Here is a 16,926-nt window from a genome sequence, read left to right on the forward strand (position 1 = left end):
GAACCCGTCACAAACCGACGCTAGGGCGTGACGGCATCCGTTCCATCCGCCCCATACCCGACACGTCATTGCGAGCGTAGCGAAGCAATCCAGTGTCCGGGCAAGACGCTCTGGATTGCTTCGCTACGCTCGCAATGACGAATCCTGTTCATGTCATCCGTCCGCAGGACACCACCCCGCCCGCCCCCGGTTTCTGGACGCTCGCCAGCGTCGAGGGGTGGGAGCGCTTTGCGATCCAGGGGGCGAAGTCGCTGCTGACCCTGTTTCTGGTGACCGACCTGCTCGCCGGGGGCGGCGCGGTGATGGGGCTGTCCACTCTGCGCGCAGGCATCGAGAGCGTGACCGGCGCGCATGGCGACATCGCCTTCGCATCGCAGCTTTACGGGCTGTACGGCGCGCTCACCTATCTGGTCCTACCGCTGGGCGGATGGATTGCCGATAGGAGCGGGCGACGGCGGGGCGCCATGTATGGCGGCGCGGTGCTGATGACGCTGGGCCTGCTCGCGCTGGCGAGCCGCAGTTGGGCGCTGGCCGGTCTGGCGCTGCTGATCGGCGGCATCGGACTGCTCAAGGGCAATCTGGCCGCCGAAGTGGGCGCGCTGCGGGGGGCGGCGCGGGGCGAACGGATGTTCGCGGGCTATCTGGCGTTTCTCAACGGCGGCGCGATGCTGGGGCCGCTGATCGGCGGCTGGCTGGCGCTTCGGTTCGGCTTTCCCGCCGCCTTCGTCGCCATGGCGGGCAGCATGATCGCGGCGATCCTGATCCTGCGGTCCGCCCCGCCCGTCCCCGTCGCCATCACCCCGGCGGCGGCACCGCGCACGACCGACTGGCGCCGCGTGATCCCCGCCATCACGGCGGTCACCCTGTGCTTTTGTGCCTATGAACAGCTCAACAACATGGTGCTGCTCTGGGCCGAGGCGCATGTCGACCTGACGCTCGGCGGACGGGCCGTCCCCCCGAACTGGCTGGCGGCGGCGGACGGCCTGTTCACCATCGCGCTGGCGCTGCTCGCCTATCGCCTGTGGCCCCGCCTTGCCCGCGAGCCGAGCGCCGCGCACAAGCTGGCCGCCGGGGGCGTGGCGATGGCGCTGGCGTATGCGCTGCTTGCCTGGTTTTCCCGTGGCGGTGCGATGATCGGGCTCGGCGGACCGCTCTGCGCGGTGCTGCTGCTGTCGCTCGGCGTCGTCCTGTCCTGGCCCTCGGCACTGGCGATCGTCGCGGCCGCCGCGCCGCCGTCACGGCGCGGGCTGATGACCGGGCTGTTCTATCTGCACGGCTTCGTCGCGCACCTCGTCGTGGGCGAGCTGGGCGCGCTCTATCCCCGCATGGTGCAGCCGCATTTCTGGGCCATCCACGCCGCACTCGCGCTGGCGGGCACCGGCGTCGCGCTGCTGATCCCGCGTGGTCAGGCGACCACCACCTCCACGCCCGCCAGCGCCTCGGCATAAGCGGGCGACAGGGCCGCGTCGGTCACGAGCATCGCCACCGCGTCCAGCGCCGCCACCTGGATGGTGCCGGGGCGGTCGAACTTGCTCTGGTCGGCGGCGATCAGCGTGCGGCGCGCGCGGGCGATCATCATCCGGCACACCGCCGCCTCACCCGCATGATAGTCGGCGAAACCATGGTCGAGATTGACCGACTCGACCGACAATATGGCAAGCGCAGGCGTGAACATGGCCAGATACTCGCGCGCGGTGGCATCGAAGCAGGCGCGATACTCATAATCCATCTCGCCGCCCGCCAGCATGATGCGGTTGTCGTTGCGCCCGCCTAGTTCGGCGGCGACGCCGACCGCATTGGTCACGACGGTCAGCCCCTGATGATCGCGAAGCGCCCGCGCGACATAATGGCCGGTGGTGCTGGCATCGATATAGACGGCCTGTCCGTCCGCCACCACTGGCGCGACGGCGGCGGCGATCCGCTGCTTGGCCTCGGCATGGCGTTGCAGGCGGGTGGCGAAGGACCCCTCGGTCTCGACCTTGGCGATGCGCACCGCGCCGTGCGCGCGGACCACCGTGCCCGACGCCTCCAGCACGCGCAGTTCGCGCCGCACCGTCTCCTCGGATACCGACAGCGCCCCGGCCAGTTCGCCGATGCCGTGAAACCCGCCTTCTCCCAGGAGCGCCACGATCTCATGCTGGCGGCGCTGGCGTTTCATCATGTCGGCTACGTCCTCTCGTTCGCGTCATGCTAGCGCGCGACCATGGGGTCAGGAACCCCACACAAAACCGCCGACGGCGCGAGCGAACGCACCGTCGGCGCAGGAGCGCTCCGGTGCCCATAGGGGGCGGGCACCGGATCGGGGAGGGGATGGAGTTAGAAGGGGTAGGTCAGGTTGAGCATGTAGATGCGCCCCGTCTCGACATAGCCGCCCTTGCGGTCGTTCGAGAGATAGGCCTTACGCTCGCTGGTCGTCGCCCAATAGCTGTGTTCGTTGAACAGATTCTGCACCGACGCGCCGACCGTCATGCCCGATGGCAGGGTGTAGTTGACGATCAGGTTCGAGATGGTCGTCGGCTGGATATAGGTATCCGGGCGGCTGGAGCGCAGATCGTACAGGCGGTCGCCGGTATAATTATAATTCCACTCCGCCGACAGCCCGCCATGGGTGTAGAACAGCGCGGCATTGTACATGATCTTGGGCGCCTGGGTCATGCGCTGGTCGCGCATCTGGCCGTTGACGAACACCCGCGCCGTGGCACGCTGCACCGTGACGTTGGCCTGCAGACCCAGCCCGTCGAGCAGGCCGGGCAGCCCTTTCAGCGCATAGCGGCCGAACAGTTCGACGCCGTAGATCTTGCCGGTGGCATCGGTGGTCAGGCTCGACACCTCGACCCCGCCCTGCTGTTCTGACTGGGGGTTACCCCAGATATTGTAGTCGCCGGTCGCGTTGGTGGTGCCGGTCGCGAACAGGACGTGGTTCAGCGACTTGTAGAAGGGGCTGATCGAGAAGAAGTCGGTGCCCGGCCCCTTATATTCGAACGAGGCGTCGTAGTTCCACGACGTCTGGGCGTTCAGATTGGGGTTGGGGATGAACACCCCCGTCACCTCGCCCAGATCGTTGCGCGTCACCTGCGTCGGCCCGAGCAGCAGGTCGAAGGCCGGCCGTGAATAGCTCTTCCGGATCGAGGCGCGGATGACCATGTCGTCATTGGGCCGGTAGTTGGCGATGACGCTGGGCAGCCACATGTCATAGTTGCGGCTGGAGGTGACGAACTTGCCGGTGTCGTTGCCCTGGTCCTGCCAATAGGTGCCCTTGAACCGGTTATATTCGTAGCGCACGCCCGGCACGACCTGAAGGTCGCCGAACTGCAGCGTCGTCATGACATAGCCCGCCAGCCGGTTCTCGCGCCCGTCGAGGCGGTTTTCCTTCAGCTTGACCGGGTCGAGGCTGGCGATCTTCGGGCTCGACAGCCGCGCGACCTGATCCTCGATGTAGCGGGTGTCGATCAGGAAGATCGGCACCTGCGCCGCATTGTTCATGAACCCGCCGAGCATCCGGCCGGGCAGCGTCATCAGGCCGGGGCCCGTCGCGGCATAACGCGGCGAATTGCTGCCATCGGCGTTGGGGAAGGTATATTGCAGCGCGCCGTCATCGCCCAGCGCATTGGCGTAGCGCTTGGCATCCTCGACCTTGGCGCCCGCCGAGATCGAGACGAGACCCTGGTCGGCATGGTGCCAGGTCGTGTCGAACTGCCCCTCCAGGCGGCGTTCCCAGGTATTTTCGAACTGCTGGGTAACGTACCACTGCTTCAGCTTGGTCAGATCGGTCAGATACGCGCGCGCCGCGTCGGTCAGCACGACCTGCGGGAAGGTGCGCTGGCCGATCGAGGTGACCATGCGGTAATTGGCGACACCCGTATTGTCGGCGGTGCCGATATAGGGGGCGCCCGCAAAGCCCGACTGGATACGCAAGGGATAATCCTGTGTGCCCCGCGAATAGGCGCCGTGATAGTCGAAGGTGAAATCGCCCGAGCGGGTCTGGCCACCGATCTTGGTTGTCACCAGCGACTGGTTGCTATGCTCGGTGCGGAAATAGTCGGTCGCGGTCAGGCCGTAATCGGCGCGGTATCCGGCGGCGTCATACGAGCCCTTATTGGGGTTCGGATTGATCTGGTACGGCGCGAGGCTGGTCTGGCGCAGCGCGGTCTGGTCCATCCAGCTCTTGAGATTATACTGGCCATAGGTCGAGTGCCAGTAGAGGTCGGTCGTCTCGCCCTTCCAGTCGAGGTTCAGCGTACCGCCCAGCCGCTGGATGCGGTTGCGGAACGCCTGCCACTGGGCACCGCGCGCAAACAGATTGTCCAGATTGTCGCGGATCATGCCGGGGATGTTGTTGTTATATTTCTCCCAGTCATGCTGCACGGCGGTCGACTCGCCCAGCACATGCTTCAGGCCATAATAGGCCGAGGCATAGATGCCGAAATCGCCGAAACGCTGCGCCGTCTCGAACTGCGCGACGCCGCCCCAGGGGTCTTCGCCCCGCGCGGCGGCACGGCCCGCGACCTGGCCTTGCAGGCGGATCTGGCTGCGATGATTGGGCAGGTCGAAGGCCGTGATCGGGATCATGTCGATGATGCCCGCAATCGCGTCGCCGTCATATTTGGCGGTCGGCGCCTTGTCGACGCGCACCGTCTGGAGCGAGAAGGGCGACAGCAGGTTCATCGAGATGGCGCGGGTGCGCGCATCGGTCTGCGCCAGCCGCACGCCGTCAAACGAATAGGCATTGTACGAGGTGTCGAGACCCCGGATCGAGACATATTGCGCCTCGCCGGTCGCCGCCGCGTTGCGCGACTGGTCGACCGAGGCGCTGATGCCCGGCAGGCGGGTCAGCAGGTCGGCGAGATTCTGCTGCGGCTGAAGGCGCAGTTCCTCCCCCGAGACGACGGTGGCGAGCGACTGGCTGCGTAGTGCTTCGTCCTGCGCATCGACCACGGCCTGGCGATGGCCCTTGACCACCACGTCCTCGCCGACCTGCGGATCGGCACTGGCGACCGCCGGTTCGTTGGCGGCGGCGATCGGATCGGCGGCCAGCGCGGGCCCGGCGATCAGGAAGGTTGCGGCGGTGCTGCACAACAGGCGCACGACATGCGCCCGCTTGGACGAAGCGGTCATGGAATTCCCCCTGGAACAATTATGATGGGCGACGCCTCTGGGCGCCTTCGACGGCCCCGCTAGAGACGGCCTGTGACAGTCCGATGACTTATTGACCGGATTTTGATGACTTCGAAAAATTCTCTGGCGGCGGCGTAGCCTACCTCCAAGTAGACGAGGGCAATGTCACAGTTCTGACCCGAAATCGGTCCAAACCCGCGCGATGATCGCCATCTCCGCCCTTCTCCGCCGCCTGCGCGCGCCGCTGGCCCTGTTCGCGCTTCCGATGCTCGCCGCGCCGGTGACGGCGCAGGCCCCCGCCGCGCCCCAGGGCCTGACTCTCGACCGGGTGGTGGTGCTGATGCGCCACGGCGTGCGCGCGCCGCTGGACGGCGAAGTCCCGCATGGCACCCGCACCGCAAAGCCCTGGCCGACATGGACGACGCCGGAAAGCGAATTGACCCCGCACGGGGCCGAAGCCCTCGCCGCCGAAGCGCGCGCCGACCGGGCCGCGTGGACCGCGCAAGGCCTGCTACCCCATGGCTGCCCCGTCCCCGGCAGCATCCGCATCTGGACCAACAGCTCGTCCCGCACCATCGCCAGCGGTGACGCCTATGCCAAGGGTCTCGCCCCCGATTGCGCGATCCCGGTCGCGCACAAGCCCTTGGGCCAGGTCGATCCGCTGTTCGAGCCGCTACGCGCCCGCGCCACCCGTTTCGATGCAAAGGCGGCGGTGGCGGACATCGACCGCTTCACCGGCGGCATGGATGCATTGGTCGCGCGCAATCGCCCGGCGCTGCGGCTGCTGAACCAGGTGCTGGGCTGTGGCGATCCCAAGGGCTGCGATCCGGCGGGACCGGCGCGGCTGACGCCCTCGGCGGACGGGCATGGCATCGACCTGAGCGGGCCGATCCGCACCGCCTCGGGCACCGCGCAGGTGCTGTTGCTGCAATATGCCGAAGGCCTGCCGCCCTCGGTCGGCGGGCTGCCGGTCGATGGCGCGGTGCTGGCGCGGCTGGGGACGGTCCATGCCGCGCTGTTCGACGTCTATAGCCGCTCGCCCTATATGGCCGCCCACCAGTCGGCGGCATTCGGGCGGCATATGATCGCGGCGCTGACCGCCAGGGATGGCACGAAGCTCGACATGCTGGTCGGGCACGACACCAACGTCACCGCGCTCGCCGCGCTGCTCCGCTTCGACCTAGTCGCGCCGGGCTATGCGACCAATGACGCAGCACCCGGCGGCGCGATCCTGATCGAGCGCTGGCACGATGCCAAGGGCCGCGCCTTCGTCACCGTCGACTATCGCACCCAGTCGCCCGCGCAGATTCGCGCCCATGCCGCCGCCGTCTCGGTCAAGCGGGTTCAGGTTCGCGGCTGTCCGGTGGGCGTGCCCTGCCCGCTCGACCGCTTCGTCCAGCTGTTCGGGGCTCGGCTGGCCCCGCTGGCGGGGTAGGACTTGCCACCGCGCTTTTGCCCGGTAGGGCGAAGGCGATCACGGTTTGGAAAATATGCGATGAGCCTGCATCTGATTCTGGTCGAGGACGACGACGCCTATGCCCACGGCCTCGCCGCCGACCTGATCGCGCTGGGTCACCGGGTCGAGCATGTCGGCGACGGACGCCTGGCGCTCGCCGCGATGGACCGCGAGCAATATGACGCGGTGATCCTCGACCGGATGATGCCGCGCCTCGACGGGCTGTCGGTGGTCGAGACGTTGCGCGCCAGCGGGATCACGGTGCCCGTCGTCATGCTGACTGCGCTGTCCATGGCGGCGGACAAGGTCGACGGGCTGGAGGCGGGGGCCGATGATTATGTCGTCAAGCCGGTCGATCCGCAGGAACTGGTCGCCCGCATCCAGGCGGTGATCCGCGGTCGCCGCTGGACGGTGAGCGAAACCGACACGATCCGCGCGGGCGATATCGTGGTCAGCCCGACCAGCTTTCGCGCCTGGCGCGCTGGCCGACCGATCACGCTGGCCAATCTGGAACTGAAGCTGCTGGCCGAACTGGCGCGTCATGCGGGCGAGGTGCTGACCCGTGCGATGCTGATCGAGCGGGTCTGGGGTTATGATTTCGAGCCGGAGACCAATATCGTCGACGTCTATATCCGGCGGCTGCGCGTCAAGCTGACCGAGAATGGCGGCGAGGACCCGATCGAAACGGTGCGCGGGATCGGCTATTCGCTGAAGCCATGATCGAAGGCGCGATCCGTCGGATGTCGCTGCGCGGACTGACCGTCGGCGTGCTGGCGCTGTTCCTGATCGCGACGATCGCCACCGGCATCGCCATCCTGGCCGCCAACCGGGTGACGGTTGCGCGGGCGGTGGACCGGCGGATCGAGGTGATCGCCGACCTGGTGCTGGAGCGGGATGCGGGCGAGACGCGGCTGTCCACCCCGCTGCTCCTCGCGCGGATCGCGACCCTGTCGGGCCAGCGCGACACCGGCGATGTCGGCCTGTTGCTGCTGGGGGCGGACGGGCGGCGGCTGGGCGGCAACATCGCGCCGCGCTTCGCCCTGCCGATGGGCCGGTCGGACCTGCGCCAGCGCGACGGGATCATCGGCCTGTCGCATGGCCGCGCGCTGGTCCGCGACGCGGGTGACGGGCGGCGGCTGGCGGTGGTGGCGGAAACCGAACCGTTCGACAGCTATCGTGCGACGCGGACCCGCATCTATCTGGTCGGGTTCGGCTCGATCATCCTGACCGTGGTCGGCGGCCTGATCGCCTTTTCGATGCTGGTCGGCCGCCGCATCGCCGATCAGCGCGCCACGGTCGAGGCGATCATCGCCGGTGATATCCGCCACCGCGTACCCGTGACCGGATCGGGTGACGAGTTCGACCGCCAGGCCGCCGCCTTCAACCACATGCTCGACCGCATCACCGGGCTGATGGAGGCGATGCGCAGCCAGGCCAACGACATCGCCCACGACCTGCGCATGCCGCTGTCCCGGTTGCGCGGCCAGCTGGCACGCTTGGTCGCGGACGCGCGCGATCCGGTGCAGGCCGAGCGGGCCAGCGCCGCGCTGGCGCAGTGCGACGCGCTGCTCGCCATGTTCGCCGCGCTCCTGCGTATCGCCGAGATCGAGGCCGGGCATCGCAAGGCGGGTTTCACCGCCTTCGACCTGTCCGAACTGGTCCGCGATACCGCGACGATGATGATCCCGGTCGCCGAGGATGCCGGGCATCGTCTGGATGTGGCCGTAAATATCGCGGTCCCGGATTTCGCCGGCGACCGGCAGTTGCTGACCCAGGCGCTGGTCAACCTGATCGGCAATGCGATCAAATATGGCGGCAACACGATCACCGTTTCGCTCGACGCGGCGCAGGAGGCGCTGACCCTGAGTGTGGCGGATAACGGCCCCGGCATCGCGCCCGAGGATCGCGCCCAGGCGCTGCGCCGCTTCGGACGGCTCGATACGGCGCGGGAGGCGGCGGGAGGGCATGGCCTGGGCCTGCCGCTGGTCGAGGCGATCGCGCGGCTGCATCGCGGGCGGCTGACACTGGGCGACGCCGCGCCGGGCTTGGTGGTGACGCTGATCCTGCCCCGCCGCTGACACTCATTCCTCCCCTGCAAGGGGAGGGGGACCATCCGAAGGATGGTGGAGGGGTGTCCCCGGTCGCGAGGAGCCCCCATTCTCGCCAGCCGGGACACCCCTCCGTCAGGCCTTCGGCCTGCCACCTCCCCTTGCAGGGGAGGAACGATAAGCAAAAAAGGGCCGCCCCGAAGGACGGCCCTGAAGTTTGGGGTATTCTCGCAAGGATCAGAAGCGAACCGTACCCTCCAGACCGATGGTGCGCGGCGGGTTGAAGTTGCCGTAATCGCCCAGCGTCGTCGCATTGGCCGCCGAGCGGCGATAGACGAAGCTGTTGTTGAGCAGGTTGCGGCTCCACAGCGAGACGCTCATCTTGGTGCCGCCCTCGGTCAGCGGGATGTCGGCCAGCGCGATGCGACCGTTCACCACGAAGGTCTTGTCGGTACGCGTCGTCTCGTTCTGGAAGCTATAGGCCGGGCCCGCATAATTGGCGTCCAGGTGGAAACGGACCTTGGCATCCGACCCTGCCAGCGGCACTTCGTAATCGGCATAGGCCGAGGCGGCGTTGCGCGGGGTATAGACCACGAACACCTGGGTCAGCGCGTTGTTCAGGAACGGGTTCGGCGTCGCCGGAATGCGGGTGTAGGTATAGGCGTAGGACGCGCCCACCGTCACCCCGTCGACCGGGTTGACCGTGACGTCCGCCTCGATCCCGCGAATCTTGGACGTGCCCGGCGCGTTGCGGGTTTCCTCGGTATGCAGGTTGTAGGTCGGGCTCGCCGGGTTGGTGTCGACATTGTCGAAGTCGATCTGGGTGCCCGTGCGGTCCATGATATAGCCGGCCAGGTTCAGGCGGACGCGGCGATCGAGCAACTCCATCTTCGACCCGATCTCATAGGACTTGACCGATTCGGGGCCGAAAGCGGCGAAGGTCTGCGACCGGTCGTTGGCGCCGCCCGCGCGGTAGCCGGTCGAATATTTGGCATAGAGATGGATCGTGTCGGTCGCGTCGAACGCCGCCGTCACCATCGGATCGAACCGGTTGTTGTTGAAGGTGAAGGGGAAGTTGGTCGACTTGCCCTGCACCAGATACAGCGTGCCGTTGCGCTTGTCCTTCGTGTAGCGACCGCCCAGCGTCAGGTGGAAGGCATCGAAGCCCGCCGGGGTATAGGTCGCCTGCGCGAACGCCGCATAGCTATAGGCGCGCGCGAAGCTGCCGCGCTGGAAGAAGAACGAACCCGGTGCCCAGCCCTGGTTGCCCGAGGTGATGTTGCCCAGCGCGGTCTGCGACAGGATGGTGTAGCCGGTGCCGTCCGAATTCCACTGGTTGGTCGACGGGGTCGCCGCCGTCTCACGGGCGTTTTCGGTATAATAATAGAGACCCGCGACGTAATCGAGCTGCGGCAGGCTGCCCACCGCCTGGAATTCCTGGCTGAACTGGTGCTGCTGCATGAAGGACAGGCTGTAGCGGCTGAACTTGCCGTTCGGCAGGAAGATGGTGCGGTGCGCACCGCCCGAATTGTCCCACTGGTCGGTCGACACGCCGCGCCATGCGGTGATCGAGCGAAGCTGCAGGTCCGGCGCCACGTCATAGTTCAGCTTGGCCGAGAAACCGTGGGTGCGGTCGACGCTGTACTGCTGCGGCACGCCGATATCGGCGGTCTTCATGCGGTTGTCGCCCGACACCACGACCAGCGGCGACAGCGGTGCGATGGTCCCGGCCGGCAGCTTGCCGCCATTGGCATTGATCTGCGCCAGGGTCGCGACCGGCAGGCCCTTCGGGTTATAGTTGAGCAGCTGGCTGTAGAAGGGCGAGTTCTCGTCCTTCGCCTGGTCATAGGACAGTTCGGCCGAGAAGCCTTCGACCGGCTTCCACACCGCCGCGACATGGCCGCCGACGCGGTTGAACGCGCCCCAGCCCACGCTGCCGGGCAGCGGGTTCTTCACGAACGGGTTCTGGTGCTGGATCACGCCGTCCAGCTTGATCGCGATGTTGTTGAACTCGGGCAGGTTGACGTGGGCGGTGGTGTTGTACGCGCCGTAATTGCCGAACCCTGCGGTGATCGAGCCGCCGAACTTGCCGGTCGGCTTGGCGGTGACGATCGACAGCGCGCCGCCCTCGGTATTGCGGCCGAACAGCGTGCCCTGCGGCCCGCGCAGCACTTCGATGCGCTCGATATCGAACAGCGCGGCGTTCAGACCCTGCGAACGGCCCAGATACACGCCGTCGAAATAGACGCCGACGCCGGTGTCGCGCGCGGTCTGGTTCTGGTCGAACGGCACGATACCACGGATACCGACGGTCAGCGCCGACTGGCGCGCCTCGAAGGTGGCGACGCGCAGGCTGGGCACCGAACCATCGGCCAGGTCGAGCAGGCTCTGGACGTGGCGGTCCTTCAGCGCGACCGGATCGAGGACCGAGATGGCGATCGGCGTCTTCTGAAGGCTGGTCTCGCGCTTGGTTGCGGTAACGACGATGTCCTTCAGCTCACCGGCATCGGTGGCGGGATCGGTCGCGGCGGCAGCCGGGGCCGGATCGGCGGCAGGCTTGGTGTCGGCGGCGAAGGCCGGCGTGGCGGCGAGAACCAGAAGCGCGGAACCGCCCAGCAGCGCGGCGCGAACGAAGTTGGTATTCATGGTGGTTATTGTCCTTATCCCCCGATCGACCTTCCGGTCGTCGCTGGCCGCGCGGATAGGGACGCTCGAAGAAGCTGGTGTTACCTTTCCATGACCAATCCGGACTTGTTCATTTCATTTTCGTTTCATCTTGGTCGGACTCGGCCGGTGCTGGCGATCTTGTCGTCCCGCTCTGGCGCACCAGTTCCATCTTCTGGGGCAGCGTGCCGATCTCGATCCCCTTTTCCCTAAGCGCCGCGAGCAAGGCGAACAGGACGGCGCTCCGCGTGCCATAGGCGGCGCGCGGGCTTTCGACATGGGCAAAGCAGTTGAAGTGGATGCGCCCGTCGACGATCGAGTCGATGAACGCCTTGGGCGCCGGGTCGGCCAGCACCGCCTCTTCGGCGGTGAACGCGTCGAGGACGATGGCGCGCACCATGTCCGCATCCGTCTCGATGGGCACGGAGAACTGAATCTGGATGCGCCCGAGCGGTCCGGCGAGCGTCTTGTTCAGCACCGACTTGGTGATGAGTTCGGAATTGGGGACGATCAGCGTCGAATGGTCGGCCAGCTCGATCTCGGTCGACCGCACGCTGATCCGCTTGACGTCGCCCTCGTCGGTGCCGACCCGGATCAGGTCGCCGATCTTGATCGGCCGCTCGGCCAGCAGGATCAGGCCGGAGACGAAATTCTGGGTGATCGCCTGAAGGCCGAAACCGATACCGACCGACAGGGCGGACAGGAGCAGCGCGATCCGCTCCACCCCGATGCCCAACGACGCCAGCGCCCAGATGACCGCCAGCGCGATGCCGATATAGCGCGCGACCAGGCTGACCGAATTGCGCCCCGACCCGTCGAGGTCGGTCGCGGGCAGATAGCGATGCTCCAGCCAGCGCATGAAGAGGCGCACCAGCCCCAGCCCGACGAACAGCACCGCCAGCCCGCGCAGGATCGCGCCGGGTGAGATCCAGACATTGCCGACCTTGATCCCGTCGGCGACGCTGGCCAACTGGTCGAAGATCGCGCCGGGATCGCCGCTCGCCCCGAACGGACGCAGCAAGACGCCCAGCGCGACCAGGACGAGCGCCAGCCGCGCCATACCCGACAGGATCAGGCCGAACTGATCGACCATGCTGCCGCGCACGCCCAGCGCGCGGGTCAGGGTGACGCCGATCCTGCTGTCGCGCACGAAGATCGATGTCGCGATATCGTCCGCCGCGACCAGCATCAGATACAGCGCCGAGCCGAGCAGCACCGTCCAGCCGATCATGAGTGCCACGAACCAGCTGAACCAGATATAACCGATCAGCAGCGCCAGCCCCGCCACCCCGACCGCGATCCAGGCGATGAGCGTCGCGACGCTCAGGCCTGCGCTGACCCCGGCGCTCGTCGCCTCCTCGGCCTGCGCGGCGCGGCGGGCGCGCAACTGGCCCAGCACCACCAGGGTCGCGACGATCAGCAATAGATGGAGCAGCGCTTCGGCCGCCTGGGTCGCGATTACCGCGCTGCGGCTGCTGCCGATCGCACTTTCGAACGCCCCCACCAGCGCGGTGGTGAAGGTGAGCAGGGTCAGCACCCAGGACAAGGGGCGCAATCGCTGGGCGGTTTCGTCGTCGAGGGGGGCGATCCGCCATGACGGCTGGCTGCGCATCAGGATCGCGCCCGTCACCGCGGCGGTGAACCCGGCCACGCCCGAGGCGAAGACGAAGCCGTCGAGCAGGCTGCTCCAGCGCTGCGGCAACAGCCCCGACCAGTGCAGTCCCTGGACGAAGACAAAGGCCGCCGCGAGCGGACAGAGCGTACCCACCGCCACCCGCCAGAAGGTATAGGCCGACCGCCGCACCCGGCTGGGCGGGGCCTCGGCGATCAGGCGGCGCCGGGCCAGCCGATGCGCCCCTGCCCGCGCCGGGCCGATCAGGATGACCGCCAGCACCAGCCCCAGCAGCGCGTCCCATGGAATGCCGCCGCGCCACTGGCGCGCGACCTGGGTATTGCCCTGTTGCAGGAACAGCCCGACCCGGCGCAGGTCGCGCGGCGCCTGTTCCAGGACGATGCTCCAAAAGGCCGGGCTTAGCGGCGACGGCGCCTTGGACGACAGCTTCTCGTTGAACTGCTCGGCCTGGCTCTGGTCGATCTCGTCGATCAGCTGGCCCGCCTCGACCCCCGCCAGCCGCCCGCGCTTGATCGCGGCGTCCAGGGTGGAGCGCATCGCCGACAGGCTCTTGCGCTGCGCGGCGAGTTCGGGGGCCTCGACCTCGCCGGGGGTCGGCGTGCCCAGCCCGGTGATCCGCGCATTGACCAGCGCCAGCTGCTCGGTCAGGTCCGACACGGCCTGGGTCGTCGCGTCCTTGGCCCCCTGCGCCCGGTCACGCAGGGCGCGGCGGTCTTCGTCATCGACCCGTGCGTCGAGCGCGCGGTCGACCGCACGCACGTCCAGCTCGGCCTGGGCGATGCGCGAAGCGGCGGGCTCCGCCGCATTGCCCTGCGCCCGTACCGGCACGCCCGTCGCGATCATGCCGACCATGGCGCAGGCCAGGAGGATCAGGCGCAGCATGGCGCGAGGGAACGGAAAGGAGGCGGGCATGGACCGGACCAGTGGTTGCAGACACCCGGCTCATAGCCCCGCACCGTTCGGGAGGCGAGAGCCGTGCACGCGCCTGCGCCATTCGGTCCGCCCCGGCCATTTGCCAGTTGATCCGAAATCGTGTGTATCGGGGAGCCCGCAGCGACCGGGATCGTTGACGTCGATCGGACATTGTCACGCATGACTGAACTTGCTTCTCTCCACGGGCAAACGCCTTTGTCAGTCCCCCCACAGGGACTGGTGCCGCATGGCGCCCATGTCCTCGCCGGAATCAACCGCATCCTGCAGGAAGCGTTGCGCGCCTCGACCGAGGAGGAACTGGGGCAGTTGTGCTTGGCGGTGGCCGAGGATTTGACCGGCGCGGCGTTCAGTTTCTTCGGCGAGCGGCGCACCTCGCACGACCGGCTGGACCATATCGCGATCAGCGAGCGCGGCTGGGCCGCCTATCACGGCGACGATCCCGAATACACCAACCGGCAACTGCCCAACGGGATGAAGATCCAGGGTATTTTCGGCCAGGTGATCCTTCAGGACCGCAGCATGATCGTCAACGATCCGGCCAATCACCCCGACCGGGTCGGCCTGCCCGAGGGGCATCCGAGCCTGCACAATTTCCTGGGCGTGCCGCTGCGCCGTGACGGCGAGACCTTTGCCATGTTCGCGCTGGGCAATCATCCGACCGGCTTTACCGAGCGCGAGCGCGCCATTGCCGAGGAACTGGCCCCCGCGATCGTCCAGGCGCTGCTGCGCAAACGCGCCGAAATCGCCTCGCGCGCCAGCCAGCGGCGGCTGCTGAGCCTGATCGAGGGGATACCCCAGCTCGTCTGGACCGCGACCAAGGACGGCCAATGGACCTGGGCCAGTCCGCAATGGGTGGCGATGACCGGGCTCAGCGTCGAAGAGAGCCTGGGCCATGGCTGGCTCGCCGCCGTCCATCCCGACGACCGTGAGGCGGCCCGCCGTTTCTGGGAAGGCGCGGGCGAGCGCGGCAAGCTGGCGATGGAGGGGCGGCTGCGCCATGCCCAGTCCGGCCGCTATCGCTGGTTCAAGACGCGCGCGACCCCGGTGCGCGACGATCATGGCGCGATCGTCGAATGGTTCGGCACCTCGACCGACATCGATACGCTGCGCCGTCTGCGCGAGCGGCAGGAAACCCTGGTCGCCGAGTTGCAGCACCGGGTGCGCAACATCCTGACCATCGTTCGTTCGATCTTCACCCGCACCGTCGACAGCGGCGGGCCGATCGACGAGATTTCGGATCATTTCCGCGGGCGGCTCGACTCGCTGGCCCGGACCCAGGTGGTCGCGACCCAGACCCGGTCGGGGCGGGTGGACCTGGAAAATCTGATCCGTGACGAACTGCTGGGCGTGGGTGCGATCGAGGACGAACGGCTGTCGATCGAGGGGCCCGACGTCTCGCTTCCCGCCGATACCGCCGAGTCGATGGGGCTGGCGATCCACGAACTGACCACCAATGCGCTTAAATATGGGGCCCTGCGCCACGCCACCGGACGGCTGTCGATCGCCTGGGCGATTGAACTTAAATCAAATGGCAAATGCGAACTGATTGTAAAATGGGATGAAACAGGTGTACCAACGATGCCGGTTCCGCCCGTTCGACAGGGATTCGGGACCGAACTGATCCGCGAGGCTCTGCCTTATGGGCTGGGTGCGCGGACCAGATTGGATTTTCGCGGTGGCGGCGTCCTATGCGTGATAACGCTACCATGGAACGCAGACGATGCCGACCCGCCGAACCGGAGCACCGTGGGATGAACCGTCGATCGCCGCTGGCGGACAAGCGTATCCTTGTGGTCGAGGACGAGTATTTCATCGCCCGCGACCTGGAGCGTGCGCTGCGGGCGGTCGATGCGATCGTGGTCGGCCCCGTCGCCACCCTGGAACAGGGGTTGGACCTGGCCGAAACCCAGCCGCTCGATGCCGCGGTGCTCGACGTCAATCTGGCGGGTGAGCGCGCCTTCAAGATCGCCGACCGGCTATCGGCGCGCGACGTGCCCTGGACCTTCCTGACCGGCTATGACGAATGGGCGCTGCCCGCCCCCTATCGATCCGCGTCGATCGTCGCCAAGCCGTTCCAGCCCGATCGCATCATCCATGCGATCGGCGCGTTGATACCCGACAAAGGATGCGCATGACCTCTTTTCCCGCCGCCCCTTTTCCCGTCCAGTCGCCTGCCGTGTCCGAAGGCGTCGCCGCCGCCGCGATCCGCCGACTGACCGCGCTGACCCCGCTTGACGAGACGGACCTGGCTTGCCTCGACGCGGCCGCCGACCGGGCGCGCGGCTATCCGCTGCGCCACGCCTTCATGACGATCGGCCGCCCGATGCCCGAGCCGCTGCTGCTGCTCCACGGCTGGGCCGCGCGGGTCCGCATCCTGCCCGACGGGCGGCGCCAGTTCATGAGCTTCTACCTGCCTGGCGACGTTATCGGCTCGGCGCATCAGGCGCTGCCCATCGCGTCGGCGACGGTGATCGCGCTGACCGAATGCACCGCCTGCCCCGCCCCCGCCGCCCCCGCCGGATCGGGTCTGGCCCAGGCCTATGCCGTGGGCGAGGCGCTGGACGAGGCCTATCTGCTCGGCCATGTCGTCCAGCTCGGCCGACTGAACGCGCAGGAGCGGATCGGCGACTTCCTGCTCGAAATCTATGAGCGGCTGTCGCTGGCCGGGCTGACCGTGGGCGGCAGTTTCGAGATGCCGCTGACCCAGGAGATGCTGGCCGATGCGCTCGGGCTGACCCCGGTGCACGTCAACCGCATGATCCAGCAGGCGCGACGCGACGGCGAGCTGATGTGGAAGTCCGGCCGCGTGCTGCTGCGCGATCCCGAGCGCACCGCGCGCACCATCGGACGCTTCAGCCCGCAGGTGACGGGCACTCAGAAACTGCCCGCCATCACCCCCGGCTGATCCCTTTTCGGGCACGCGCCGCAGCACCGCTTTTTGGCGATCAATCGTCAATCCGCCATGATTTTGATGGCTTTTTGATCCACTTGGCGCGTTTCACATCAGCGTCATCAATTTTACGCCAAGCTGACATCGACCATACCTAACGCCCCCGCCGAACCGGCAAGACAGCCGA

At 67.4% G+C, this 16,926-nt stretch carries 11 protein-coding genes; 7 read left to right on the forward strand and 4 right to left on the reverse strand.

What is annotated here, in order from left to right:
- Positions 1–134: 134 nt before the first annotated feature.
- A complete protein-coding gene (locus U1H82_RS12135) occupies positions 135–1,448 on the forward strand; it encodes an MFS transporter (RefSeq protein WP_322965205.1) in 1,314 nt (437 codons plus the stop codon).
- Here U1H82_RS12135 and U1H82_RS12140 read toward each other — a convergent pair.
- Both U1H82_RS12140 and U1H82_RS12145 read right to left on the reverse strand, forming a co-directional pair.
- A complete protein-coding gene (locus U1H82_RS12140; RefSeq protein ID WP_322965206.1) occupies positions 1,406–2,161 on the reverse strand; it encodes a DeoR/GlpR family DNA-binding transcription regulator in 756 nt (251 codons plus the stop codon). The genes U1H82_RS12135 and U1H82_RS12140 overlap by 43 nt on opposite strands.
- Positions 2,162–2,316: 155 nt before the next feature.
- Positions 2,317–5,115, reverse strand: coding sequence for a TonB-dependent receptor (locus tag U1H82_RS12145; RefSeq protein WP_322965207.1), 2,799 nt, complete (start codon positions 5,113–5,115; stop codon positions 2,317–2,319).
- Between the two features lie 202 nt (positions 5,116–5,317).
- Here U1H82_RS12145 and U1H82_RS12150 point away from each other — a divergent pair, with 202 nt between their 5' ends.
- From U1H82_RS12150 to U1H82_RS12160, 3 genes are read left to right on the forward strand one after another with little or no spacing between them, the layout of a single operon-like run.
- Entirely contained in the window at positions 5,318–6,550 is a 1,233-nt protein-coding gene (locus U1H82_RS12150; protein WP_322965208.1) for a histidine-type phosphatase, read from the forward strand.
- A gap of 60 nt (positions 6,551–6,610) precedes the next feature.
- On the forward strand, positions 6,611–7,291 hold the full coding sequence (locus U1H82_RS12155; RefSeq protein WP_322965209.1) for a response regulator transcription factor: 681 nt from the start codon (positions 6,611–6,613) through the stop codon (positions 7,289–7,291).
- Positions 7,288–8,649 carry a sensor histidine kinase gene (locus tag U1H82_RS12160; protein ID WP_322965210.1) on the forward strand — a complete coding sequence of 454 codons (1,362 nt, stop codon included), beginning with the start codon at positions 7,288–7,290 and terminating at the stop codon, positions 8,647–8,649. Before U1H82_RS12155 ends, U1H82_RS12160 begins: the two co-directional genes overlap by 4 nt.
- A 207-nt stretch (positions 8,650–8,856) precedes the next feature.
- On the opposite strand, the gene U1H82_RS12165 is transcribed toward U1H82_RS12160, so the two are convergent.
- Both U1H82_RS12165 and U1H82_RS12170 read right to left on the reverse strand, forming a co-directional pair.
- Positions 8,857–11,265: a TonB-dependent receptor gene (locus tag U1H82_RS12165; RefSeq protein ID WP_322965212.1), complete on the reverse strand. Its 2,409-nt coding sequence runs from the start codon at positions 11,263–11,265 to the stop codon at positions 8,857–8,859.
- Between the two features lie 109 nt (positions 11,266–11,374).
- Positions 11,375–13,798, reverse strand: a complete 2,424-nt coding sequence (locus tag U1H82_RS12170; RefSeq protein ID WP_322965213.1) for a DUF3772 domain-containing protein — start codon at positions 13,796–13,798, stop codon at positions 11,375–11,377.
- 246 nt (positions 13,799–14,044) lie between these two features.
- Here U1H82_RS12170 and U1H82_RS12175 point away from each other — a divergent pair, with 246 nt between their 5' ends.
- Genes U1H82_RS12175 through U1H82_RS12185 form a run of 3 tightly spaced genes read left to right on the forward strand, consistent with a single transcriptional unit; the run spans position 14,045 to position 16,754 of the window.
- Positions 14,045–15,604, forward strand: coding sequence for a sensor histidine kinase (locus tag U1H82_RS12175; RefSeq protein WP_322965214.1), 1,560 nt, complete (start codon positions 14,045–14,047; stop codon positions 15,602–15,604).
- A complete protein-coding gene (locus U1H82_RS12180; protein ID WP_322965215.1) occupies positions 15,601–15,984 on the forward strand; it encodes a response regulator in 384 nt (127 codons plus the stop codon). Before U1H82_RS12175 ends, U1H82_RS12180 begins: the two co-directional genes overlap by 4 nt.
- The gene (locus U1H82_RS12185; RefSeq protein WP_322965216.1) at positions 15,981–16,754 is read left to right on the forward strand and encodes a Crp/Fnr family transcriptional regulator; all 774 of its coding nucleotides are present in this window, start codon (positions 15,981–15,983) and stop codon (positions 16,752–16,754) included. The genes U1H82_RS12180 and U1H82_RS12185 overlap by 4 nt, the downstream gene beginning before the upstream one ends.
- Positions 16,755–16,926: the final 172 nt, after the last annotated feature.

The organism is Sphingomonas fuzhouensis (assembly GCF_034659795.1).
Classification (GTDB): Bacteria; Pseudomonadota; Alphaproteobacteria; order Sphingomonadales; family Sphingomonadaceae; genus Sphingomonas; species Sphingomonas fuzhouensis.

Bases quoted from the DNA above. Each gene is read 5' to 3' on its own strand.
- U1H82_RS12165 (WP_322965212.1), bottom strand. From the start codon at position 11,265: ATGAATACCAACTTCGTTCGCGCCGCGCTGCTGGGCGGTTCCGCGCTT.
- U1H82_RS12180 (WP_322965215.1), top strand. From the start codon at position 15,601: ATGAACCGTCGATCGCCGCTGGCGGACAAGCGTATCCTTGTGGTCGAG.
- U1H82_RS12155 (WP_322965209.1), top strand. From the start codon at position 6,611: ATGAGCCTGCATCTGATTCTGGTCGAGGACGACGACGCCTATGCCCAC.
- U1H82_RS12135 (WP_322965205.1), top strand. From the start codon at position 135: ATGACGAATCCTGTTCATGTCATCCGTCCGCAGGACACCACCCCGCCC.
- U1H82_RS12145 (WP_322965207.1), bottom strand. From the start codon at position 5,115: ATGACCGCTTCGTCCAAGCGGGCGCATGTCGTGCGCCTGTTGTGCAGC.
- U1H82_RS12160 (WP_322965210.1), top strand. From the start codon at position 7,288: ATGATCGAAGGCGCGATCCGTCGGATGTCGCTGCGCGGACTGACCGTC.
- U1H82_RS12170 (WP_322965213.1), bottom strand. From the start codon at position 13,798: ATGCTGCGCCTGATCCTCCTGGCCTGCGCCATGGTCGGCATGATCGCG.
- U1H82_RS12185 (WP_322965216.1), top strand. From the start codon at position 15,981: ATGACCTCTTTTCCCGCCGCCCCTTTTCCCGTCCAGTCGCCTGCCGTG.
- U1H82_RS12140 (WP_322965206.1), bottom strand. From the start codon at position 2,161: ATGATGAAACGCCAGCGCCGCCAGCATGAGATCGTGGCGCTCCTGGGA.
- U1H82_RS12150 (WP_322965208.1), top strand. From the start codon at position 5,318: ATGATCGCCATCTCCGCCCTTCTCCGCCGCCTGCGCGCGCCGCTGGCC.